General features: G+C 62.0%; 22 protein-coding genes. 9 read left to right on the top strand and 13 right to left on the bottom strand.

Annotated features, from left to right (window positions below; translation table 11 throughout):
* Window positions 1–111 precede the first annotated feature (111 nt).
* The 4 genes from CRN80_RS20935 to CRN80_RS20915 all read left to right on the top strand — a co-directional run bounded on the left by CRN80_RS20935 (window position 112) and on the right by CRN80_RS20915 (window position 5,757).
* On the top strand, window positions 112–1,275 hold the full coding sequence (locus CRN80_RS20935; RefSeq protein WP_032896578.1) for an isovaleryl-CoA dehydrogenase: 1,164 nt from the start codon (window positions 112–114) through the stop codon (window positions 1,273–1,275).
* 12 nt (window positions 1,276–1,287) lie between these two features.
* The gene (locus CRN80_RS20930; protein WP_098950958.1) at window positions 1,288–2,895 is read left to right on the top strand and encodes a carboxyl transferase domain-containing protein; all 1,608 of its coding nucleotides are present in this window, start codon (window positions 1,288–1,290) and stop codon (window positions 2,893–2,895) included.
* 133 nt (window positions 2,896–3,028) lie between these two features.
* Window positions 3,029–3,835 carry a gamma-carboxygeranoyl-CoA hydratase gene (locus tag CRN80_RS20920; RefSeq protein WP_032896576.1) on the top strand — a complete coding sequence of 269 codons (807 nt, stop codon included), beginning with the start codon at window positions 3,029–3,031 and terminating at the stop codon, window positions 3,833–3,835.
* A complete protein-coding gene (locus CRN80_RS20915; protein ID WP_098950957.1) occupies window positions 3,832–5,757 on the top strand; it encodes an acetyl/propionyl/methylcrotonyl-CoA carboxylase subunit alpha in 1,926 nt (641 codons plus the stop codon). Before CRN80_RS20920 ends, CRN80_RS20915 begins: the two co-directional genes overlap by 4 nt.
* Here CRN80_RS20915 and CRN80_RS20910 read toward each other — a convergent pair.
* On the bottom strand, window positions 5,754–6,389 hold the full coding sequence (locus tag CRN80_RS20910) for a LexA family transcriptional regulator (protein ID WP_098950956.1): 636 nt from the start codon (window positions 6,387–6,389) through the stop codon (window positions 5,754–5,756). The two genes, CRN80_RS20915 and CRN80_RS20910, sit on opposite strands and share 4 nt — an antisense overlap.
* A gap of 187 nt (window positions 6,390–6,576) precedes the next feature.
* On the opposite strand from CRN80_RS20910, the gene CRN80_RS20905 reads away from it, so the two are divergent.
* Entirely contained in the window at window positions 6,577–6,870 is a 294-nt protein-coding gene (locus CRN80_RS20905) for a DUF6124 family protein (RefSeq protein WP_098950955.1), read from the top strand.
* A 464-nt stretch (window positions 6,871–7,334) separates the two neighbouring features.
* Window positions 7,335–8,486, top strand: a complete 1,152-nt coding sequence (locus tag CRN80_RS20900) for a M14-type cytosolic carboxypeptidase (RefSeq protein ID WP_098950954.1) — start codon at window positions 7,335–7,337, stop codon at window positions 8,484–8,486.
* A 51-nt stretch (window positions 8,487–8,537) separates the two neighbouring features.
* Here the strand turns inward: CRN80_RS20900 and CRN80_RS20895 are convergent, their stop codons facing one another.
* From CRN80_RS20895 to CRN80_RS20875, 5 genes are all read right to left on the bottom strand, one after another.
* Window positions 8,538–9,077, bottom strand: a complete 540-nt coding sequence (locus CRN80_RS20895) for a cytochrome b (RefSeq protein WP_032896571.1) — start codon at window positions 9,075–9,077, stop codon at window positions 8,538–8,540.
* A complete protein-coding gene (locus CRN80_RS20890; protein ID WP_032896568.1) occupies window positions 9,074–10,156 on the bottom strand; it encodes a catalase family peroxidase in 1,083 nt (360 codons plus the stop codon). The genes CRN80_RS20895 and CRN80_RS20890 overlap by 4 nt, the downstream gene beginning before the upstream one ends.
* A 119-nt stretch (window positions 10,157–10,275) precedes the next feature.
* Window positions 10,276–11,040 carry an enoyl-CoA hydratase-related protein gene (locus tag CRN80_RS20885; protein ID WP_032896566.1) on the bottom strand — a complete coding sequence of 255 codons (765 nt, stop codon included), beginning with the start codon at window positions 11,038–11,040 and terminating at the stop codon, window positions 10,276–10,278.
* Between the two features lie 47 nt (window positions 11,041–11,087).
* Entirely contained in the window at window positions 11,088–12,374 is a 1,287-nt protein-coding gene (locus tag CRN80_RS20880) for a hypothetical protein (RefSeq protein WP_098950953.1), read from the bottom strand.
* Window positions 12,367–13,974: an amino acid adenylation domain-containing protein gene (locus CRN80_RS20875; protein ID WP_098950952.1), complete on the bottom strand. Its 1,608-nt coding sequence runs from the start codon at window positions 13,972–13,974 to the stop codon at window positions 12,367–12,369. Before CRN80_RS20875 ends, CRN80_RS20880 begins: the two co-directional genes overlap by 8 nt.
* A gap of 196 nt (window positions 13,975–14,170) precedes the next feature.
* Between CRN80_RS20875 and CRN80_RS20870 the strand changes: the two genes are divergently transcribed.
* Entirely contained in the window at window positions 14,171–14,677 is a 507-nt protein-coding gene (locus CRN80_RS20870; RefSeq protein ID WP_032896560.1) for a sigma-70 family RNA polymerase sigma factor, read from the top strand.
* On the top strand, window positions 14,674–15,411 hold the full coding sequence (locus CRN80_RS20865) for an anti-sigma factor (RefSeq protein WP_098950951.1): 738 nt from the start codon (window positions 14,674–14,676) through the stop codon (window positions 15,409–15,411). Before CRN80_RS20870 ends, CRN80_RS20865 begins: the two co-directional genes overlap by 4 nt.
* Here the strand turns inward: CRN80_RS20865 and CRN80_RS20860 are convergent.
* From CRN80_RS20860 to CRN80_RS20830, 7 genes are all read right to left on the bottom strand, one after another.
* Window positions 15,408–16,328, bottom strand: a complete 921-nt coding sequence (locus CRN80_RS20860; protein ID WP_050499493.1) for a spore coat U domain-containing protein — start codon at window positions 16,326–16,328, stop codon at window positions 15,408–15,410. The genes CRN80_RS20865 and CRN80_RS20860 overlap by 4 nt on opposite strands.
* A 77-nt stretch (window positions 16,329–16,405) precedes the next feature.
* Complete coding sequence (locus tag CRN80_RS20855; protein ID WP_098952662.1) at window positions 16,406–18,754, bottom strand: fimbria/pilus outer membrane usher protein; 2,349 nt, start codon at window positions 18,752–18,754, stop codon at window positions 16,406–16,408.
* Window positions 18,755–18,826: 72 nt separating this feature from the next.
* A complete protein-coding gene (locus CRN80_RS20850; RefSeq protein ID WP_032896553.1) occupies window positions 18,827–19,615 on the bottom strand; it encodes a molecular chaperone in 789 nt (262 codons plus the stop codon).
* Window positions 19,616–19,641: 26 nt separating this feature from the next.
* The gene (locus CRN80_RS20845; protein ID WP_032896551.1) at window positions 19,642–20,130 is read right to left on the bottom strand and encodes a spore coat U domain-containing protein; all 489 of its coding nucleotides are present in this window, start codon (window positions 20,128–20,130) and stop codon (window positions 19,642–19,644) included.
* A 2-nt stretch (window positions 20,131–20,132) separates the two neighbouring features.
* Window positions 20,133–20,675 (bottom strand): spore coat protein U domain-containing protein, encoded by a 543-nt coding sequence (locus tag CRN80_RS20840; protein ID WP_003192220.1) that lies wholly within the window; start codon window positions 20,673–20,675, stop codon window positions 20,133–20,135.
* A gap of 18 nt (window positions 20,676–20,693) precedes the next feature.
* The gene (locus CRN80_RS20835; RefSeq protein ID WP_044274670.1) at window positions 20,694–21,239 is read right to left on the bottom strand and encodes a spore coat protein U domain-containing protein; all 546 of its coding nucleotides are present in this window, start codon (window positions 21,237–21,239) and stop codon (window positions 20,694–20,696) included.
* On the bottom strand, window positions 21,233–21,724 hold the full coding sequence (locus tag CRN80_RS20830; protein WP_169918422.1) for a spore coat U domain-containing protein: 492 nt from the start codon (window positions 21,722–21,724) through the stop codon (window positions 21,233–21,235). Before CRN80_RS20830 ends, CRN80_RS20835 begins: the two co-directional genes overlap by 7 nt.
* A 190-nt stretch (window positions 21,725–21,914) precedes the next feature.
* Between CRN80_RS20830 and zapE the strand changes: the two genes are divergently transcribed.
* A complete protein-coding gene (gene zapE, locus CRN80_RS20825; RefSeq protein WP_098950950.1) occupies window positions 21,915–23,009 on the top strand; it encodes a cell division protein ZapE in 1,095 nt (364 codons plus the stop codon).
* Window positions 23,010–23,022: the final 13 nt, after the last annotated feature.

Below are 23,022 nucleotides of genomic sequence, written 5' to 3'. Positions count from 1 at the left end.
TAAACTACGATTGACAGCGCCGTAACGCAAGCTTACGTTAACGTAAAGGTGAGCGCCCTCCTCCCGCGCCCCGCCCACACAACAACAAAGCTCACATTAAGGTGCCTGTCCATGAGTTACCCGTCCCTGAACTTCGCCCTCGGTGAGACCATCGACATGCTGCGCGACCAGGTGCAGTCCTTCGTGGCCAAGGAGATCGCACCGCGCGCGGCCCAGATCGACATCGACAACCTGTTCCCCGCCGACCTGTGGCGCAAGTTCGGCGACATGGGCCTGCTGGGCATCACCGTGCCCGAGGAGTACGGCGGTGCCGGCCTGGGTTACCTGGCCCATGTGGTGAGCATGGAAGAAATCAGCCGTGGCTCGGCTTCGGTGGCGTTGTCGTACGGGGCGCACTCCAACCTGTGCGTCAACCAGATCAACCGCAACGGCAACCACGCACAAAAACTCAAGTACCTGCCCAAGCTGATCAGCGGCGAGCACATCGGCGCCCTGGCCATGAGCGAGCCGAATGCCGGCTCCGACGTGGTCTCGATGAAACTGCGCGCCGACAAGCGCGGCGACCATTACGTGCTCAATGGCAGCAAGACCTGGATCACCAACGGCCCGGACGCCAATACCTACGTGATCTACGCCAAGACCGACCTGGAAAAAGGCCCCCACGGCATCACCGCCTTCATCGTCGAACGCGACTGGAAAGGCTTCAGCCGCAGCAACAAATTCGACAAGCTGGGCATGCGCGGCTCCAACACCTGCGAGCTGTTTTTCGACGATGTCGAGGTACCCGAAGAAAACATCCTCGGCGTACTCAATGGCGGCGTGAAAGTGTTGATGAGCGGCCTGGATTACGAACGCGTGGTGCTCTCCGGTGGCCCTACCGGGATCATGCAGGCATGCATGGACTTGATCGTGCCCTACATCCACGACCGCAAGCAGTTCGGCCAAAGCATCGGCGAGTTCCAGCTGATCCAGGGCAAGGTCGCCGACATGTACACCCAACTCAACGCCAGCCGTGCCTACCTCTACGCGGTGGCACAGGCGTGCGAGCGTGGCGAGACCACGCGCAAGGACGCTGCGGGCGTGATCCTTTACAGCGCCGAGCGCGCCACGCAAATGGCCCTGGATGCGATCCAGATTCTGGGCGGCAATGGCTATATCAACGAATTCCCCGCCGGGCGCCTGCTGCGTGACGCCAAGCTCTACGAAATTGGTGCGGGCACCAGTGAGATTCGGCGGATGTTGATCGGTCGCGAACTGTTCAACGAAACCCGCTGAAGGAGCGCGCCCATGGCCACCCTGCACACCCAGCTCAACCCGCGCTCGGCGGAGTTCGCCGCGAACCGCGCGGCGATGCTTGAACAGGTCGACGCCCTGCACAGCCTGCTCGCCCACGTCCACCAAGGTGGCGGCGCCAAGGCCCAGGAGCGCCACACCTCGCGCGGCAAGCTGTTGCCCCGCGAGCGCATCAACCGTCTGCTCGACCCGGGCTCGCCGTTTCTGGAGCTGAGCCAACTGGCCGCCCACCAGGTGTATGGCGAAGACGTCCCGGCGGCCGGAGTGATTGCCGGCATCGGCCGGGTGGAAGGCGTCGAATGCATGATCGTGGCCAACGATGCCACGGTCAAAGGCGGCTCCTATTACCCGCTGACCGTTAAAAAACACCTGCGCGCCCAGACCATCGCCGAGCAGAACCGTCTGCCGTGTATCTACCTGGTGGACTCCGGCGGCGCCAACCTGCCGCGCCAGGACGAGGTGTTCCCTGACCGCGAGCACTTCGGGCGGATCTTCTTCAACCAGGCCAACATGAGCGCCCAGGGCATTCCCCAGATTGCCGTGGTGATGGGTTCGTGCACCGCCGGCGGCGCCTACGTGCCGGCCATGGCCGACGAAGCGATCATGGTGCGCCAGCAAGCCACCATCTTCCTCGCCGGTCCGCCGCTGGTGAAGGCCGCCACCGGTGAAGTGGTGAGCGCCGAAGACCTGGGCGGTGCCGATGTGCATTGCAAGGTCTCCGGCGTGGCCGACCACTATGCCGACAGCGATGAACACGCCCTGGCCCTGGCGCGGCGCAGCGTGGCCAACCTCAATTGGCGCAAGCAAGGTGAGCTGCTGCAACGCCCGCCGGTGGCGCCGTTGTACAGCAGCGAAGAGCTATACGGTGTGATCCCGGCGGATGCCAAACAGCCCTTTGATGTGCGCGAAGTCATCGCACGGCTGGTGGACGGCTCGGTGTTCGATGAATTCAAGGCCTTGTTCGGTACCACCTTGGTGTGTGGCTTTGCGCATTTGCATGGCTACCCGATTGCGATCCTGGCCAACAACGGCATCCTCTTCGCCGAAGCCGCGCAAAAAGGCGCGCACTTTATCGAACTGGCCTGCCAACGCGGGATTCCCCTGCTGTTCCTGCAAAACATCACCGGTTTTATGGTCGGCCAGAAGTACGAAGCCGGCGGCATTGCCAAGCATGGCGCCAAGCTGGTGACCGCCGTGGCGTGCGCCAAGGTGCCGAAATTCACCGTGATCATCGGCGGCAGCTTTGGCGCGGGTAACTATGGGATGTGTGGCCGCGCCTACGACCCGCGCTTTTTGTGGATGTGGCCCAACGCACGCATTGGCGTGATGGGGGCCGAACAGGCCGCCGGGGTACTGGTGCAGGTCAAGCGCGAACAGGCTGAGCGCGCCGGCAACGATTTCAGTGCCGAGGAGGAAGCCGCGATCAAGCAGCCGATCCTCGACCAGTATGAAACTCAGGGCCACCCCTACTACTCCAGCGCGCGCTTGTGGGATGACGGCGTGATCGACCCGCTGCAGACCCGCGACGTGCTGGCCCTGGCCTTGTCTGCCGCACTGAACGCCCCCATCGAGCCGAGCCGCTTTGGCGTGTTCCGCATGTAACCTGTAGGAGCGAGCTTGCTCGCGAAGAACCTCAGGGCAACGCGGTCATTCTGAAGCCCCGCGTTATCGTTGACGATCTTCGCGAGCAAGCTCGCTCCTACAGGAGGCCTCTCATTATCATGGAGCTCCTTGCATGAGCGACTTCAACACCCTCGAACTGATCACCGACCGCCGTGGCTTTGCCACGCTGTGGCTCAGCCGTGAAGCCAAGAACAACGCGTTCAACGCCCAGATGATCCGCGAGCTGATCCTGGCCCTTGACCGCGTACAAGGCGACCCGTCCCTGCGTTTCCTGGTGCTGCGCGGGCGTGGCAAGCACTTCAGCGCCGGCGCCGACCTGGCCTGGATGCAGCAGTCGGCCGAGCTGGACTACCACACCAACCTGGACGACGCCCGCGAACTGGCGGAGTTGATGTACAACCTGTCCAAGCTGAAAATCCCCACGCTGGCGGTGGTGCAAGGCGCCGCCTACGGTGGCGCGCTGGGCCTGATCAGTTGCTGTGACATGGCCATTGGCGCCGACGATGCGCAGTTCTGCCTGTCGGAAGTGCGTATCGGCCTGGCACCGGCGGTGATCAGCCCGTTCGTGGTGCAGGCCATCGGCGAACGCGCTGCCCGTCGCTATGCACTGACGGCCGAGCGGTTCGGCGGCCAGCGTGCACGGGAGATCGGCTTGCTGGCGGAAAGTTATCCCGCCGAGAGCCTGGATCAACAGGTGGACCAGTGGGTCGCCAACCTGCTGCAAAACAGCCCGGCGGCCATGCGTGCCAGTAAGGATTTATTGCGTGAAGTGGGCAACGGTGCCCTCACCCCCGCGCTGCGCCGCTATTGCGAAAACGCCATTGCGCGCATTCGGGTGAGCGCCGAGGGCCAGGAAGGTTTGCGCGCGTTTCTGCAAAAGCGTGCGCCAAGTTGGCAAGACCAGGAGCCGCGTTCATGAGCACACTTACCACCATTCTGGTGGCCAACCGTGGCGAGATCGCCTGCCGGGTCATGCGCACCGCCAAGGCCATGGGGTTGACCACCGTGGCTGTGCACAGCGCCATCGACCGCGATGCCCGCCATAGCCGTGAAGCCGATATCCGCGTCGACCTGGGCGGCAGCAAAGCCACCGACAGTTACCTGCAAATCGACAAACTGATTGCCGCCGCACACGCCAGCGGCGCCCAGGCGATTCACCCTGGCTACGGCTTCCTTTCAGAAAACGCCGGCTTTGCCCGGGCCATCGAGGCGGCAGGCCTGATCTTCCTCGGCCCGCCCGCCTCGGCCATCGACGCCATGGGCAGCAAATCCGCGGCCAAGGCGCTGATGGAAACGGCTGGCGTACCCCTTGTGCCGGGTTATCACGGCGAGGCCCAAGACCTGGAGACCTTCCGCGCCGCCTGTGAACGTATCGGCTACCCGGTGCTGCTCAAGGCCACGGCGGGCGGCGGTGGCAAGGGCATGAAGGTGGTCGAGGATGTCAGCCAATTGGCCGAAGCCCTGGCTTCCGCCCAGCGTGAGGCGTTGTCATCGTTCGGCAACGGGCAGATGCTGGTGGAGAAATACCTGCTCAAGCCGCGGCATGTGGAGATCCAGGTGTTTGCCGACCAGCATGGCCATTGCCTGTACCTCAATGAACGCGACTGCTCGATCCAGCGGCGCCATCAAAAGGTCGTGGAAGAAGCCCCGGCGCCCGGCTTGAGTGTGGAGCAGCGCAAGGCCATGGGCGAAGCAGCCGTGCGCGCCGCCCAGGCCATCGGGTATGTGGGCGCAGGTACCGTGGAGTTTTTGCTGGATGCCCGTGGCGAGTTTTTCTTCATGGAGATGAACACGCGGCTGCAAGTCGAGCACCCGGTGACCGAAGCAATTACCGGCCTCGACCTGGTGGCCTGGCAGATCCGGGTGGCCCAGGGCGAGGCGCTGCCGATCACGCAAGAGCAGGTCGCGTTGAACGGTCATGCGATTGAAGTGCGGCTGTATGCCGAAGACCCGGCCAATGACTTTCTGCCGGCCACCGGGCACCTGGCGCTGTACCGCGAGTGCCGCCCTGGCGCTGGGCGCCGGGTGGACAGCGGCGTCGAGCAAGGCGACAGCGTGTCGCCCTTCTACGACCCGATGCTCGGCAAGTTGATTGCCTGGGGCGAAGACCGCGAACAGGCACGCCTGCGCTTATTGAGCATGCTGGATGAGTTTGCGGTCGGCGGGCTCAAGACCAACCTGGGCTTTTTGCGGCGCATCATCGGGCACCCTGGGTTTGCCGCGGCCGAGTTGGACACCGGGTTTATCCCGCGCTATCAGGATGAGCTGTTGCCGACGCCAGGGGCCTTGAGCGATGAGTTCTGGCAGGCGGCGGGCGCGGCGTTTATGCAGAGCTTGCCGGTGGGTGATGGGCCTTGGGCAAACAATCAGGGCTTTCGTGCGGGCTTGCCTGCCGAGGTGTCGCTGCACCTGAGCTGCAATGGACAGGATCGGCTGGTGACACTGGCCGGCCACTCAGCGCAGTTATGCGGCGAACAGTTGCTGACTGAACACCAGGGCGTGCGCCGCGCCCATCTGGCGGTGCGCAATGAAGGCAGCCTGTACCTGCGTTGGGACGGTGAGATGCATGCCGTCAGCCTGTTCGACCCGATTGCGGCGGTCGAGGCTAATCAATCTCATCAGGGCGGCCTCACTGCCCCCATGAACGGCAGCATCGTGCGGGTGCTCGTAGAAGTGGGTCAAACCGTTGAGGCTGGTACTCAACTGGTGGTGCTCGAAGCCATGAAGATGGAACACAGCATCCGTGCGCCCCACGCCGGGGTGGTCAAGGCGCTGTTCTGCCAGGAAGGTGAAATGGTGGCCGAAGGCAGCGCGTTGGTGGAGCTTGAAACGGCCGGCTAGAACTTCGCCGTGGCCTGCACCACCACACCCAGGAGGCGACAGCCCTCGGTAAGCAACACCTTGGGGTAAGTGGGGTTGAGCGGCACCAGGTAGTGCTGGCCGCTCTCTTCCTGCAATTGGCGAAAGGTGGCGTGGGGGCTCCCGGCCCATTGGGCCACCACCAGTTTGCCGGGCTCGGGCGGTATGGCCGGGTCAACCAGGATCATCATGCCAGCCGCAATGCTCATGCCCGTGGGCGCGGTCATGGCGTCTCCCGTCACCGGCAACCAGAATGCCTCGCCTTGAGCGTGGTAATCGGTCAATTCGTAGCGCTCGGTTCTATAAGGTGCCCGCTCTTCACGCAGCTCGCAGGCCTGCTTCCAGTCGCTGACCGGGTAGCGGAAATACGGGTTGTAGTGCGCTTGCAGTTCAGGCGCTTGCGTGGCCCGCTCACGAATCTCCAGCGCCACCTCCAAATACCCCAACCCCAGTTCGGCCAGTACGCGGTTCATGTCCGCCAGGCTCGGCACACGGCGTTTATTGAGCCAATGGCCGATGCCGCCCTGGGACATGCCCAGGCGCTGCGCCAGTTCATCCTGTGTGACCTTGCGGTCTTTCATGTTGGCTTTGACCAACGCTATCCAGTTATCCATGGCGCATCACAATACGGCGCCCATTTTTGCGGGCAATAAACAGTTTGTAGTAATCCATAAAACGACAGGAATACGATACGTACTATCATCAAGCCCAAGGATTTCGACACCCACCGGAGTACTGCCGCTTATGACGACCCGCACGCACCCAACGCCCGAAACATCCGAACTGACTGAAGTAAACGACATGTGCACCAGTAGCGCGGCCCAGCGCGCACTGGACTACTACTTGAAAGAAAATCGGTCGACGCCGGCCTCGGACGGGGCCATGTTCGCGATCAAACCCGAAGTGAGCCAGGAGGAAGCCCTGATACACGCCTCGGACCTGTTGCGCAGTGCAGCGGCTACCGCCTACGAATCGGCGTGCAGCCATCAGGGCAACCAGCGTGACCTGGCGTTTTCGGTGGTGTATTTGATCGATATGGCGAAGGCGATGGTGGAGCGGTCGTTGCAGGCGCCAGGGGCGGCGGCAAACGCGTAGCAGGCACGAAAGAAAAATATTTCTATCCCACGGATAAAAACATTTGACTTGCAAATGATAATGATTATTATTGGGTTCAGCTGATCGCGAGATCAGTCGATAGACCAAGAGACCTTAGGTCGGACTCTTGGAATATCTCCTCATCAGGCTAATCACGGTTTTTGACCCGGCTCTTTGGCCGGGTCTTTTTTTTGACAGTTTCCCTGGCGTGGCTTCAGGCTAATGAAGACTGTGTGTTGCTTGATGGCGCGCATGGTAGCAAAAGACTATCGCTCAAAGAAAGTCGCGCGAGTGCTCTAGCCTCTATCTCTGCGAATTAGCGCTTGAGAATCAATCTCATAGACCCTAAGCTTGCGCAGCGTCACGGATGACGCCCCCTCCCCTGCAACAATTTTTGCATCCAGGTTTTACCGAACCCCTGTGTAAGATAGCCGCCACATCACTCATATTCAGGCAACCAGACTATGACCGTGGCCTTGACCTCCATCAAGATCAGCACCGACTTCGACAGCGGCAACATCCAGGTCCTGGATGCCAGCGACGCTTTTCAGTTGTTGCTGGCAATCAAACCCGACACCCGCAGCGATCACTACCAATGGTTCCACTTCAAGGCCGAAGGCATGCACGTGGGGCACACCCACACCTTTCGCTTGAGCAACGCGGGGCGCTCGTCTTACAAAAATGCCTGGAGCGGTTACAACGCCGTGGCGTCCTACGACCATATCAACTGGTTCCGGGTACCGACGCGCTTTGATGGCGAGATCCTGCACATCACCCTCCAGACCCGGCAAAAGTACGTCTGGTTTGCCTACTTCGAACCCTACAGCCGTGAACGCCATGACTGGTTGATCGAGCAAGCTCTGAAGTACGCCGGGGTCACCCTGCTGGCCACCGGCAAGAGCGCTGAAGGCCGCGATATCCAACTGCTGCGCCGTGGCAAAGGGATCGAAGGCCGGCGCAAGGTGTGGATCATCGCCCAGCAGCACCCCGGCGAACACATGGCCGAATGGTTTATGGAGGGCGTGATTGAGCGCCTACAAAAGGACGGCGACGACGAACTGAAAAAACTGCTGGCCGTCGCTGATCTGTATCTGGTTCCAAACATGAACCCGGACGGCGCCTTCCATGGCCACCTGCGCACCAACGCCATGGGCCAGGACCTCAACCGCGCCTGGCAAAGCGCCAGCCAGGAACTCAGCCCCGAAGTCCTGTTCGTCCAGCAACAGATGGAAAAATACGGCGTGGATATGTTCCTCGACATCCACGGCGATGAAGAAATCCCCTACGTATTCACCGCCGGCTGTGAAGGCAACCCCGGCTACACGCCGCGCATCGAAGCCCTGGAAAAACACTTCCGCAGCCACCTGAGCCACCTGACACGAGACTTCCAGACCACCCACGGCTACACCCGCGACCTGCCTGGCCAAGCCAACATGACCCTGGCCTGCAACGCGGTGGGCGAAAAGTACGACTGCCTGTCACTGACCCTGGAAATGCCCTTCAAGGACAACGACGACGCACCCAACCTGCGAACTGGCTGGTCAGGCGATCGTTCCAAACAGTTGGGCAAGGACGTCTTGAGCAGCGTCGCTGATATCGTCGGGCGTTTGCGCTAGCGCCTGAGGCGAGCGCTGGTGGCGAGCGAGCTTGCTCGCCACCAGAAGCGGTCAATCTTTACTGCCGGTCATGCTTTGCAAGACACCATCGCGGCGAATCAAACCGTGGAACAACGCGGCCGCCAGATGCACCAGCACGGTGAGAAACAACAGATAGGCCAGGTAGCCGTGAGCCTTGCGCAACAACGCAAACAACGGCGCATTCGCCCCCACCAGCGCGGGCAGTTGCAGGTTACTGCTGAGCATCACAGGGTCACCGGCCGCTGAAATCATCGCCCAACCCAGCAGCGGCAACACCAGCATCAAGGCGTACAACAGCACATGGGAAGCCTTGGCTGCCAGCCTTTGCCACACCGGCAAATCCGCTGGCAACGGCGGCTGGCGCGTCGAAAAACGTACCGCCAGGCGCACGATCACCAGCGCCAGAATCGCAATGCCCAGCGGCTTGTGCAGGTGGATCAGCCACTCATGACGCTCCGACACTGACGCCGCCAAGCCCGCACCGATAAACAGCATGGCGATGATCATCAACGCCATCAGCCAGTGCAGCACGCGCGCCAGGGGCGCAAAAAACCGTGGTTGAGCATTCATGGCTTCGACTCCTGAGGGGCGCTGTGCAACGGGCTGACTTCACCGGCCCGGCGCAGGTACGAACTGGCATACGCGGCCGAACGTGCGGCCAGCAAGGGGTCGTTGGAGGCTTGGATACCACTGGGCAGAATCAGCGGGTCAAAGTTGATATCGCGGCAATCGCCGTCTGCCTGGGGCTGGCTGCTTTGCAGCACAAGGGTGCCAGCGTTGAGCACCTTGTGTGCGCCGTTCCAGGTTTTGCTCGCGTCATCCAATGGGTCGTCTGGGTTGGCCAGGGTCATGTTCAACTGCCAACGCAACGGCCCGGCAGCCAGGCGTCGTACCAAATCCTGCTCCAAGAAGTCACTGCCCGCAGGTGCGGTATCACCCGCCGCGTCCTGGCTCTGGGGCACCACCTCCCAACGCACGGCCTGGCGCGTACCATCGGCAGCCACCAGGTAAAACGCGTTGATGCCGTTATAGGTTTCAGTCGCGTAACTGGCCGATGGCTTGGCGGTCTTGACCCAGGCCAGGAACGGCGCGGTCTCGGGGTGTGCGGCAAAAAACGCCGGCATGCTCGAGGGGTTCGGCTTGCCCGTGGCCGGGTCTGGCGCGCCGGCCTTGAGCAACTGGTAGAACGCCTCGGGCGTGCCCACCGGGAACACCGGCATGCTGTTCATCCCTGTACGCCATTGCTGGCCGTTGGCCTGGCTGAATTGCACGGCAAAGCTGCGAATCGGCACACTGCTGTCCGGCGCATAGGGGTTGCCGCTGGGCAAGGCAAAGCGGCCAATGATCGGGGTCTTGGCCTCGCTGAACACCTGCGCACTGGAATACGCACGGGCCTCGGTACTGCTCTGGAAATACCCCGCCACGCACACGCCCTTGGCATGGTTACGGCGAAAGCCCGGATGCACGCCGTTATTGGTTTCCAGGGCATTGACCAAGGTCTTTGGCCGCAGACGTTGTGGGTCGAGCGTGCCATTGACGTAGGCAAATGCCCCTACCACCACCGCCACTACGCCCCCAATACACGCCAGCCTGACCAGCAGGCTGGCGGTACTAAGAGGCGGACGCGGCGGTAAAGAGTGATCGACCATAAAAAACTCCAGGGCCAGTGGCCGCAGGGGAAAAGTGTTATGAGACGAATCTCACGTAGGCTTATTCCCCGTTCACTGTAGTTTTTTTGTACTAGACGCGCTGGTAGATCCACTCCGTTCTAGCGCTGGTTAAACAATGGCTGTCGTTTGCGAAGAAACGCCTGCATGCCTTCTTGCTGATCAGGCGTGGCGAACAGGCCATGAAACAACCTACGCTCCTGACGCACACCTTCGTGCAAGCCGACCTCCAGGGATTGCTCCACCGCCTGTCGTGCTGCGCGGGTGGCCGTTCGAGAAAAGGAGGCAATTTGTGCCGCCACTGCCAGTACTTCATCCAGTAAGTTCGCGGCCGGGTAAACGCGAGACACCAACCCCGCCTGCTCGGCTTCCTGGGCGGTCATTGGCCGCCCCGTCAATACCAGGTCCATCGTCTTGGCCTTGCCAATCAACCCTGTCAAACGTTGGGTCGCCCCCATCCCCGGAATAACCCCCAGCTTGATTTCTGGTTGGGCAAAAGTGGCGGTATCAGCGGCGAATATCATGTCGCACATCATCGCCAGTTCGCAGCCGCCGCCATACGCATAGCCTGTCACTGCGGCAATCGTGGGGGTGCGTAAACGGGTGAAACCTTCCCAGCCGGCGAAGTAGTCTTCGTTGAGCATGTCCAGATAGGATTTGCCGCTCATTTCTTTGATATCGGCCCCTGCCGCAAAAAACTCGCGGGTTCCCGTAATCACCACACACCCGACCCCAAGGTCTTGGTCCACTGCAGCCAAATGGCCGATCAACTCCTTCATCATCGCCGAACTCAGCGCATTCTTGGCTTCAGGGCGGTTGAGCTTGATCAGGACCACGCGGTCATGACGTTCCATTAAAACATTCATAGGCATCTCCAACGATTTGATTGATATCGCTCACACTTCAGGCTGTCTCAGGAATCCCAGATGGCACCCTGGGCGGGTATTCCGCGCGCTTCCAACTCTTGCACCACGCGTTGAGTCAACGCCTGGTTGGCAATACAAATCACCGCCTCGGCACCGCAGGCTTGCACCGCGCCATAGGCCAACTGCACCAGGTCGGGCTTACCGCGCTCATCGGTGTCCCAGATCACTGCATGTGGCTGGGCCCGCAGAATCTCGTCCACCAGTTCATCGCCGTAGGTCTTCCTCGGGCTACGCGTGGACCAGATCAATTGAATAGGTACCTTCGCTGCGAGCAAATGCGGCATGACAGGCCCAATCCCGCTGCCTGTGGCGATGTACACCACAGACCTGAACAGGGTTTCTACATTGGCAACACCGGCGGTGGTAATGCCCTTGACCCATACATAGCGGGGCAAGTCCTCGATAAACTCCCCGGTCCAATCGCCTGCGCGGGAAATGATCAGGCGAAACCCCGCCTCGCCTGGCGCGCAAATATTGGCAAAGGAGTGCCATTCCAACAGCGGGCTGCGGCTGATTGCGCTGGATGAACCGGCGAATGGCGAGGTGTGGCTCAAGCGCGTAATCACGGCATGTGTGGAAGGCCGCGTGTGTTCAACGGCAACCTTGCGCAGCCGCAACCAGGGCAGCAGGATGCTCAGGGTCAGCAGCACCAGCATCCAGAACGAAAGGCTGTGCAACAGGTTCGATGTGGTCGATAACGTTTGCCACCAGAACAACAGCAACGCGCTCCAACCGGCAAACCGATGAACCCGTTCAAACCCGTTGTGAAAGCGGCTTCGAATACGTGGTTGAGCCATAACCACCATGAACAGCAACACGCTGAGCAGCAAAACGCTGATCCCGAGCGAACCTGCCGAAGCACTGTCCGGTTGCTGCAGATACTGCGTGACCTGCACACCGACCAAGCCCGCAAACCATCCCGTGGCCGCCAAGGCTGCGCCGCTGTGCAGCCCGCCGAAGTGGTACACCTTGGCTGCGCTTCGCCGCACACCGAGCGGCCATGTACGCGGTATCCGCGTCGCCAGCCAAAACAGGCCATTGATCAGGTATTGCTGGCGAATCAGGATGGCGATCGACAGGTTAATCAGCACCATGTCCGACAGCGTCTGCACCGCAATGGCTTGCAGGTCCAGAGCCAACAGCACAAACACAGCGTTGCCAATCAAAACCCCTGAAGCCAGGCGGTTGTAATAAGAAAACATCGGCAGTGAAGCCCAGCGTCGCCAAAGCGCTGGCTTGGGCGGCACAACGGTACGGGTCAGCGCATCAATCATGACCAGGCTCCTGGGTCAAAACCGCTTGCGCCGCCACCTGCGACTCTCGGGCCACTTGCAGCAACAGTGCCTTGTCGATCTTGCCCCTGGCGGTCAGGGGAAAATCCTCCACCGCGTAGATGAACTGCGGCACGCAGTAGTAGGCCAGGCGCTGTTGACAGGCCAACCGGCAAGCCTCTATGTCAGCGCTGGCTGGGGAGACAAAGGCCACCAACGTACGATTGTCCAGCTTCAACGTGACCGCGCGCATGCAGTTCGCACCGGCCTCCAAAGCGGCCGACACCGCGTCCAGCTCTACGCGAAAACCGCGAACCTTCACCTGGTCATCCACACGACCTAAATGTTCCAGTCGGCCGTCAGCTACCCAGCGCCCAAGGTCTCGCGTACGAAACATCACCGCATCGCCGCCGCGAAAGGGATCCGGTCGGTACCGGTCCAAGGTCAATGCCTTGTTGTTCAGATAGCCCGCCGTTACCCCCGCACCACCGGCCCACATCTCGCCCATCTCGCCTATTGCGCAGGCACGCCCCTGGTAATCGAGCACATAGACGGTGTTGTTCGGTGTTGGCCTGCCGATAGTCAATGGTGCGCCTGGTACGTGCAGGTGCAAGGTGTTAACGATGGTGGTTTCGGTGGGCCCGCACCCGTTGTAGAACGTACAGTGTTCGGCCCAACGGTCCGCAAGCGCTTGGGAACAGGCCTCTCCGGCCACCGCAACGTACTTGAGGTCGGGACATTGCAAAGGGTCCAGGGTGGCCAGTATCGATGGCGTTGCGATCAACACGTTGCACTGGGCGGCTGTCTGCGCGATATCTTTGCCGCGAATCAGCAAGGTCGCGCCATGCGCCAGGCAACCGAGTATTTCCCAGGCAGCCATATCAAAGCCGATATTGAGAATCTGCCCAACAGTGCGACCCGGCGCCATTCCCATCTGCCCAGGTTGGGTCAACAGAATGTTGCACACGTTGCGGTGGCTGACACACACGCCGTTGGGACGCCCAGTGGTTCCGGAAGTAAACAGCACAAAACACAGGCCATCGGGATTGACCTCGGCGGACACGCCATCATTGTTCTCAGCCACCCAAGGGGTTTGCGCAATGAACGTGTCCAGACACAAGCAGCGGGAGGCCGCGTCTGCCGGAATGTGCTCCAGCAAGTTCGACACAGTCAGAATGACCGGACTGGACAACGACTCCAGCACCATACCCAACTGCAGGGTCGGCACGATTCTGGCGTCCTGTGGCACATACGCGGCACCCACCTTCAACACCGCCAGAAGCCCGACCAGCATGGGGATCGAACGTTCGACGAACAACCCCACCGTGTCACCCGGCTTCACACCCTTTGCAAGCAGGTGCACAGCCAAACGGTTGGCTTGTCGGTTGAGCTGTTCATAGCTGATTCGTTGGCCCGCGCACACCGCCGCTGTGGCGTGGGGCGCCAACTTCGCTTGTGCTTCGATGGCGTGGTGTACGTTGGCGTAGGCGGTCAGCGCTGAAGGGCCGCATCCCCATTGCTCAAATAGAACTCGCTGCGCGGCAGGCAAATGAGCCAGCGAGGCGTTGGAAAAAAACTGTTTAACGCTCGGTGAATACGTCATGAGCACCCTCTCTCTGTTGGCCTGCCGGCTGAATACCGACAGATACAAGGGTGGATAGAGGACGCCGCACGAGATTACAGACTCTCAAGCTATGCAGAAGCTTCCCACTCATACCTGGGGAAGTTTCTTTGCACAGGTCATGGAATAACCTACACAGACCGACGTCTACCTCAACACAAGTGAGTAGACTCATCCCATGCATGAACTCGACGAACAGTTACGTGAACTCATCCCCAGGTTGCGGCGTTTTGCCGTCTCCCTGACGCGCAATAGCAGCAGCGCCGATGACCTGGTGCAATCGACCCTGGAGCGCGCCATCGTCGCCTGGGCCGATAAACGTATCGAGGGCGACCTGCGTGCGTGGCTGTTTTCAATCCTCTACCGCCAGTTCCTCGACGCCCACCGCCGCAACCGCCGCTATGCGCGCATGCTCGAATTCTTCACCGGCCGCGATGACGTGCAACCTTCGGTAGAACGCACGGTGCTGGCCCAATCCACCCTGCAAGCCTTCGACCAACTGAACACCGAACAGCGCGCCCTGCTGCTGTGGGTGTCTGTCGAAGGCTTGAGCTACAAGGAGGTGGCAGAGATTCTCAAGGTGCCCATCGGTACCGTGATGTCACGCCTGTCCCGCGCGCGCCAAGCGTTGCGTCAACTCAGCGATGGCGAAATGGCCGGCCCTTCCCTGCGGAGACTCAAATGATCAGCCTGCCCCCCAGCGAACGCGATTTACATGCCTACGTCGATCATCAACTGCTGGACAGTGACCGTCGTGTGCTTGAAACCTGGCTGGCCAGCCACCCCGAAGTGGCGGCCCAGGTACAGGCCTGGCAACAGGATGCACAGTTGCTGCGTGCGTCGTTGAGCGGCGCCCTCCAGCAGCCGTACAACCCGGCATTGGATCCGGCGCTGATTCGCCAGCGCATCAAGAAACAGTCCCGTCGGCACTTGGCCACGGCGGCAGTGCTGCTGATCGCGGTGAGCCTCGGCGGGTTTGGCGGTTGGCACGCCCGCGAAGCCACCCAGCCGCCGCTGTTGCCGATGACCGACGCCATGCAGGCCTACCGCCTGTTTGCCCAGGACGGCATCATGCCCGCCGACTACAAGGCCCAGGACCGCAGCACCATGCAGGCCTGGCTCGACCGCTATTTCAACCAGGCCCATCGCCTGCCTGACCTCAGCCAAGCCGGCTTCAAGCCGGTCAGCGGGCGCCTGCTCACCACCGACCAAGGCGCGGCGGCCATGGTGCTGTACCAGGACGCCCAAGGTCGACGCATCAGCTTCTATATCCGCCCGCCTGGCCCGAACAACGGTTTCCTGCCTCGCGGCAGCCGCAGTGCCGATGGCTTGCAGGCCGACTACTGGTCGGGCGGCGGCTACAACTATGCGATGGTCAGCCCGGTGGATCAGGCCGCCGCGCTGCAGACGCAGTTCTAGAAACCAACATCCAGCACCACATTGTCCAGATAGGTGCCGGCCGGTGGCGTGGGCTGGTCGGTGTAGACCTTGGCGTTGTAGTTGAACACCTGGCTACCGACGCCCAAGCCGTTGCCAGGGTTGACCTCGGCCGTGGAACTGGCCCGCCGCGCCGCGCCGACACTGCCCCAACGCGTGGTGCCGGCGCTTTGGAAAATGTCATAGGCCAGGTAGTTGCTGCCGGAAATCATGCGCCGCCGGCCGCCGACACTCACCGGGTTTTGGCCATCGCTCAAGCCCACGGTATAGGCGCTGCCCTTGGTGCAGGCGATGTTGATGGTCTGCCCGGTGACCGCAGTAAACCCACTGACCACCGGCGCGCTGCCAAAGCTGATATTCGGCGCAGTGATCTGGCAGTCGTTGGTCACGGTCATGCTGACGGTCAGGGACGCCGTGCCGCTGCCAGTGTCACGTCCCAGGCAGGCGCCGCCAATGCCGACTCCCGAGCAATAGTTCCAGTTCCACGCGATGCTCAATGTCTCGGTGTACACCCCGGCAGCGACGTTGCTGCCGGTGATGCTGCTCAGGTACAGCGGCACGGTTTTCGCGCCGGGCCCAGTGACCAGGCCAATGCTCTGGGCGATGCCGCCAGCGCCGCCGAAATCGAACTGCGCACCACGGGTGATGGGATAACTGGTGCTGTTATTGCCATAAATCGTGTAGCCGATCACATCACCGGTCGGCCCGACCATGCCGCTTTGGGTGGAGGTGATCGTGGCGTAAAAGTGGTCAGTGGGTACCAGCAACGAAATCAATGCCGGGGTGCAACTCAAGCCCGAGTTTGTCGTAGAGCTGGTTTGCGCGGCGGTACGCACCGTCATCGAACTGATCGAGCCAAAACTGGCCGGCACGGTGGACACCACCGAACACGCCGCCATGGCCTGCCCGCAAAGCAACAAACCTACGCCATACAACCCTACGCTGCCCCTCACCTGAACACTCCCTGTTCAATCCCTCATTGGCACACTAATGGCCCGATCAAGGGCACGTCCTGTTGCTGCTCATCAATATCGAAGGTTACCTGGCAAGTGCGGCCCTCTCCCAAAGTGACCTGCAAGGTGTTGTGGGCGCTGAGGTTTTCCAGATACACCAGGCCATCCCAGCCGACCACCGCCTGAGTGTTGCTTTGCTCATGCACTACCAGGCTGCCCAGCGGCAATTCCTGGTGCTGGCGGTCCACCAGGGTGATGCTTGCGGCGAGCACCCGGCGCAGCGGGAATTCCAGCAGGTAACCACTGCCTCGGCGTACCGACACGCGCTGTTCGACATTGGGGCTCTGCACATTCGCCGGCAGGTTCAACGGGTCGATCTCATATTTACCGCGGTAGTAGGCACTGCTCCACGGCACCAGCAAATGGCCGTTGCGGTCAGTCTGGCCCACCAGTTGGTTTTCGTAACGCACCGGAATCCCGGCAAAGCCCTGAGTACTCACGACCACAAATGCGTCATTGATGCGGTTGGCGGCAAAGGTTTCGCCGCCCATCCATACCAGCGAGCCGCTGGCGTCCGCCCAACGCGTCATGGCCTCGCTGCTGCCGTACACACCAGCCTGCAACTGCACCGACTGCAAGCGCCAGGTCAGGTCGGCCTGCCGATAGCTGGGGGCATCGCCCTGGGCATAGCCGAGGTTGTAGCCCACCCCGCCTTCGCTGGGCACCGCGCGGCTGTAGTTGATGCGCTGGCGACTGGCGCCGTCCTTGCTGCGCTCGGTGCTCAAGGCCAGGCTGCCGTTGAGGTCGAACGGGATGACCAGTTGCGCCTGCATGGCCCAGTTGCTGTCGCCGATTTCGCGGTTGGCTGACAGATAAAAGCTGGTGTTGCGCCACAGCGGTTTGCTCCAGCTCAGGTTGAGCAGGCGCGTGCGCGAGTCGTCCGCGGCCTGCACGTCGAAATAGCCCAGGCCCAGGCTGCCGAAACGTTGGAGATTGAGGCTCAAGGTCACCTGCTCGCTGCGCTTGCTGAGGCTGGCGTAAGGGGTGTCGACCAGGGTCAGGTCGGCATAGTCGTCGCGGCGCTCCACCCGTTGGTACATAAAGCTGTAGCGCGTGCTGTTGTACTGATAACCGAGGCTCAGTTGCTGGCCCGTGCGGCTGTCGAACTGGCTCTGGCTGAGGGCGGTATTGAGCACGCCGAAGTTGCCCAGGCGCAGGTTACCGCCGAGCCCGCCGAGGGTCAGGTCGCTGGAGGCTTCGGCGTGGCTCTCCAGGGTGAGGTTATCGGAATATCCATAGCGGAACGTGCCACTGGCCACGCCTGGGCCGTAGCCGAAATCCCGCAGGGTGTAGTCACGGCGCAAGGTACCGGCGGCCAGCGAAAAATCCGTCAAGCCTTGTTGCAGCAAGGTGCTGGTGACGTAGAACGGTACCGTGGTCGACACCTGGCGGCCCAGGGCATCGGTGGTGACCACCACGGCCTCGCCGGCGCCGTTGATAAACGGGATATTGGTCAGGGTGTAGGGGCCGGGTTGCAGTTGCGCGGTGTCGGATTTGTAGCCGTTGATAAACAGGTCCACCGACGACGGCACCGCCGCCTCACCGGCAAACTGCGGCAAGGGGTACGTGACTAGGTCGGGGCGCACGGCAAAATCGCGCGACAGTTGCACCCCGCCCAGGCGCACCGAGCTACTCCAGGGCAGCGCGCCGCTGATCACGTCGCCGGCCTCGTAGGTCAGCAGGCGCTCATCGTCGGAAAAACGCCAGGTGGTGTCGTAACGCCGATAACCATTGTTGAGGGTGCCGCCGCTGACTCCATCGGAGAGTGTCTGGCGCAGTTGCCCGGTGGTGGACAAGGTGCCCCAGGTGTCGAACAGCCGCACTTCGTTCCAGGCCGCGAGGTAACTGCCGCCGTCGTCGGTGTCATTGAAATACACGTCATAGTTGAGCAAGGCGCCAAAGCTGCTCATGGCCTGGGTGCGCGGATAGGTATTGCGGTTGCCGATGAACTGTTCCTGCAACCACGAGGGCGGCACATCCAGCAACAGGCGCTGGCCGTTGCTGTCGTAGTCGCTGTGCAGGCCCGGCACTTGGTCCAGAGCTACGCTGCCGACGGGTTCACCCGGCAGTTTCATGCCCACGTCCTGCAACGCACTGGCCGGCACAAACAGCTGGCCGGCGCGCTGCTCGACCGCAATGACGCGGCCGGTGTCCATCTGGTTGACCACCAGTTCCAGAAACAGCTGTGCATCGGCAACTGCCTCCATGCTGCCGGGCGGCGGCGGCAAGTCGCCTGCCATCGCTGCGCCCCACAGCCCGCTTGCTACTGCCACCGACGGCCATAAAACCCGAGCCCAACCACGACTCACCATGGCGTTGTGTCCTTCAATGGACATCTCCATCCTGTTAAAACCCGGGCGCGTGCCCGTTGCGCTACATAACGGCTATCGCTTGGGCGCCAGGCTCTCCAGTTGCGGCGCGCCGTTGACGCGTACCTGCAACGGCTGGTCGGCCGATACGGCGTCCGGCACCGGCCAACGCATGCTCGCGCCCGGCAGCACATATCCGAGCAAACCGTCCACCAACGGCCGCGTCTGCCCGCCCTGTTTGAATGACGCATCGGTGAGCCGCGCATGCACCGCGCCCTGGTTGCGCACCTCGATGTAGTTGCGCCCTGCCACGTTGACCTTCTGCCAGCTCAACTGCGGCTTGCCCGCGCCCTTGGGGTCGCGCTGGCGGGTAGCGTCGTCCTTGCTCCACAAGCCGGCGCCGTAGGCAAACAACGGCACCGAATAACGCATCTGGAAGCGAATCGCCGCTGCTGTGTTCTTGCCCTCCGGCGGCGTGGGCACCTGCAGCGCCGAGGGGATTTCGTCAATGATGATGCGATAGGCCAACTCCTGCCCCGGCGGCACTTCCCGGGTGCGGGTCAGGCGCACCAGTTGCTTCTGGCCCGGCTCGATTTTGGCCACCGGAGGGCTGCCGATCACATCGCGCTGGTTCTGGTACTGCTCGTCAAAGCCATTCTGACTCCAGGCAAACACGCGGATCTGCAGGTTGGCGGTCTCGGTGCCACGGTTCTCCAGCCACAGCGCGCTGGCCTGTTGGTCGGCCTCCAGCACCGGGTCGATGGGCCAGATCAGCACCGAACTGGCCGCCTGTCCAAACCCCGCCGTACACAACGCCCCCAAGGCGAAACCCGCGGTCCATAACCGTCGCAAAGCACACCCCATAACACCCCTCCTTAAAACCGTTAGCCCTACCACGTCAGCTGCACCTGCAGCGTGTCGCTGTACGTCCCCCCAGGCTGATTGCCCGGTAAAACCACCCGCCCGTAAATGGGTAGGCTGATGTTGCTCGCATCGCTGTAGGTCACACTCACGCTCTGGCTGATACCCAGGCTCTGGCTGAACGCCGCATCGCGAAACAACTGGTATGCCACTCGCGCGCTGCCACTGTTGAGCTGCAAGTTGCGCCCGGTGCTGCTGTGCAGGCCGCCATCGACGCTCATGCTCAGGGCCACGCCCGGCGTGCATTGCAGGGTTACACCGCCAGTGAGGGCCGCCGTTACCGTGCTGGTGGCCAGGGCCGAATAGCTGCCGTAGGCCAACGTGCCGTAGTTGGAGCCGCCGCCCACGATCAGGCAACCTGGCGTGATGGTCGCGCTCACCTGGAAGCTCTGGTTGACCACCGCCGACAGCGGCAACGGCATCGCCAGGCCGACGGCGAGCAACACCCTGGGCCACATCGTTAGAACGTCAGTTCCACGGCCACCGTGTCGGTGTAGGTGCCCGCTGGCAGCCCCGCTTTGCCCACCGCCCGGCCGTAAAGGTTGACGGTCTGTGCCACGCCGGTACTGGTGGCAAGTGTCACCACGCCGTCAATCGCCAACAGCGCTGAACGCCCACTGTCGGTGTAAAAATCGTAGGGCACGAAGTTACCCACGCCATCGGCCAACGCTCGGGTGCCACCGGGGGAAGCGCCATCGTGGGCGCCGGCACGCACCTTGATCGTTGGCGCGGTGCCAGCCGAACACAGGATCGACAACGCCCCGCCGGTACCGGTGCCGCCGAGCAACTGGGCGTCGGCATTGGTAAACAGGCTGTTGGTGGTACCGAAGTTCAAGCTACCGAAATTCAGCCCGGTGGCCGCGCCGGAGCCGTTGACCTGGCAACTGGCGATCAAGGTCAGGCTGGAACTGATCTGCCCGGTCACCGTGGTCGCCGCGTTCAGGCTGGACGCCAGCCCCAGGCCCAGGGCACAGAGGCCGATTCGCGATACAAGTACATGCATGATATCCATCCTCATGGTTTACCAATCCAGAGTCACCGTCAGGGTGTCTGTGTAGATGCCGGCCGGTAGGGCCCTGGTATTCGCCACCACGGAGCCGAATACCGGGATCGGTACCTGCGTGCCCTGGGTCACGACGAAATTGCGTTGCTGGCCGATGCTGTAGGCACTGCGCCCCTGGGGGTCGGCAGAGAGTCGATAGGGAATGGTCTGGCGGCCATTGCTCAGGCGCCGTGTGGTGCCGTCGCCGTTGGCGCCGCCGTCGATGGTCACCGTGAAACTGCTGACCACCGAGGGGTTGCAGGACACCGACAGCGGCGCCTTGTCGCCATCGGAAATCGCCGCGTCCAAGGTCTCGTTCCAGGTCGGCCCCTGGCTGCCAAAGTCCAACAGCGCGGTGCCGCCTTCGGGGGTGACCGGCGCGGTTTCCACGCCCTTGCTCACTTCGCAACTGGCGGTGATCACCAACCGTGCGTGGACCTGGCCGTTGACCACCGCCGCCTGCGCGTCATCCGCCAGCAACAGCAGGCCGCCCAGGGCCGTCACGGCCAGGTAGCGGCTTACCATGTGACCGTGACCTTGAGCAGGTCGGAATAACGGCCGACGGCGGGGATGTCCTTGAGCGGTTCGATGCGCCCATACAGCGGCAGGTCTACAGAGCCGGTGTCCGGCACGCGGCCACTGACGGGCACGTCCACCGGCAAGGGGATCAGCCGCGCGGCGTCGGCATAGATTCGATAGGGAATGGGCCGACTGGAGGGTGCCGGATTGGCGAGATAACGCACTTCGCCGACGCCGCCATGCAGGCCACCGTCAACGCGCACCTGATAAGGCGTGTCGGGGTTACATTCCAGGCGCGGCTGGCGCTGGCTGATCAGGGCCGCACTCAGGGGGCCGGCCGGGTCATCCAGACGCGGGCCGCTGCCGAAATCCAATACGCCAAGTTGCTCGATGCCCGCACTGCGGGTGGTGCCCACCAACTGGCAACCCCGCTGCACGTCGATACGCACCTCTACTTGGAGTTGCGCAGCAAAAGCCGTGTTGCAGAGCATCGTGCCCATGACTGCCAATACCGCCGGTCCCTTCACAGCCCCAATTCCTTATACAGGGGTAACAACTGTGTATGAGGTTAGCCAGTTAACCCGAAAGTGCCAGTTTGCAAGGCTTGGGGTCCTTCGCTATTGGTCAAATGGTTTCGAGCGTCTTACAGTGAGCGACCACCGTAATACAGAGTGTTTATTCTTGGCCGTGCTTGCCCTGCTCCAGCGCCTGCTGGGTAAAAAAACCGACGCCTCGGACGCCTCACTTATTCCGACGTATTTTCAGAAAAAAGCCGAACAACAGGGCTATACCCTCAGTGATGGGCAAATCCGGGCGATTAGCGCCCTGAATCGCGAGGCCCAGCACCTGCTCAACGGCCAGGCCACGCGCAGCCTGTACCTGCATGGCCCGGTGGGGCGCGGCAAAAGCTGGCTGTTGGACGGATTTTTCCAGGCGCTGCCCCTCGCCGAGAAGCAGCGCGTGCATTTCCACACCTTCTTCGCCCGGCTGCACCAGGGCATGTTCTTGCACCGCGGGCATGATGATGCTCTGGGCGTCACGCTGGACGAGCTGCTGGCCGGCTGCAGAGTGCTGTGTTTCGACGAATTCCATGTGCACGATATCGGCGATGCGATGCTCATCAGCCGCTTGTTCAAGGCCCTGTTCCAGCGCGGCGTGCTGGTGCTGGTGACTTCCAACTACCCGCCGGAAGGATTGCTGCCCAACCCGCTGTACCACGAGCGCTTCAAACCGGTGATCGAACTGATCGCCGCGCGCATGGATGTGCTGGAAGTCAGTGCGCCCCAGGACTTTCGCAGCCTGGCCCAGGCCCACGCGCAACAGCGCTTCACGGGCGGCCAGTACGTCTGGCCAGGTACGGCTGGCCAGCGTGAAAGCCTGGGCCTGCCTGCCACAGATTGCCCGGCGCACACCCTGAAGGTCGGCACTCGGCAGTTAAAGTGCCGAGGCCATCAGGCACGAACCATCGCGTTCACCTTCAACGACCTGTGCGAACAACTCACGGCGGTCATGGACTACCTGTTGTTGTGCCAGGACTTCGACCACTGGATCATCGACGGCCTGCCGCAGCTGGCCGAATGCCCCATCGCCGTGCAGCAGCGCTTTATCAACCTGGTAGACGTGCTCTACGACCAGGACAAGCAACTGACGCTGATCGGCCACCAGCCCCTGGATACATGCCTGGAAGGCCAGGCCATCGACCTCGCCCGCACCGCCAGTCGCCTGCGCCAATTGCACACGCTGTGCCCGCAAACCGCGTCCGAGCCGCTATCATGAGCGCCTTTTACGC

The organism is Pseudomonas sp. FDAARGOS_380, from assembly GCF_002591235.1.
Classification (GTDB): Bacteria; Pseudomonadota; Gammaproteobacteria; order Pseudomonadales; family Pseudomonadaceae; genus Aquipseudomonas; species Aquipseudomonas salmasensis.
This window is presented reverse-complemented; position numbering and strand designations above follow the sequence as displayed.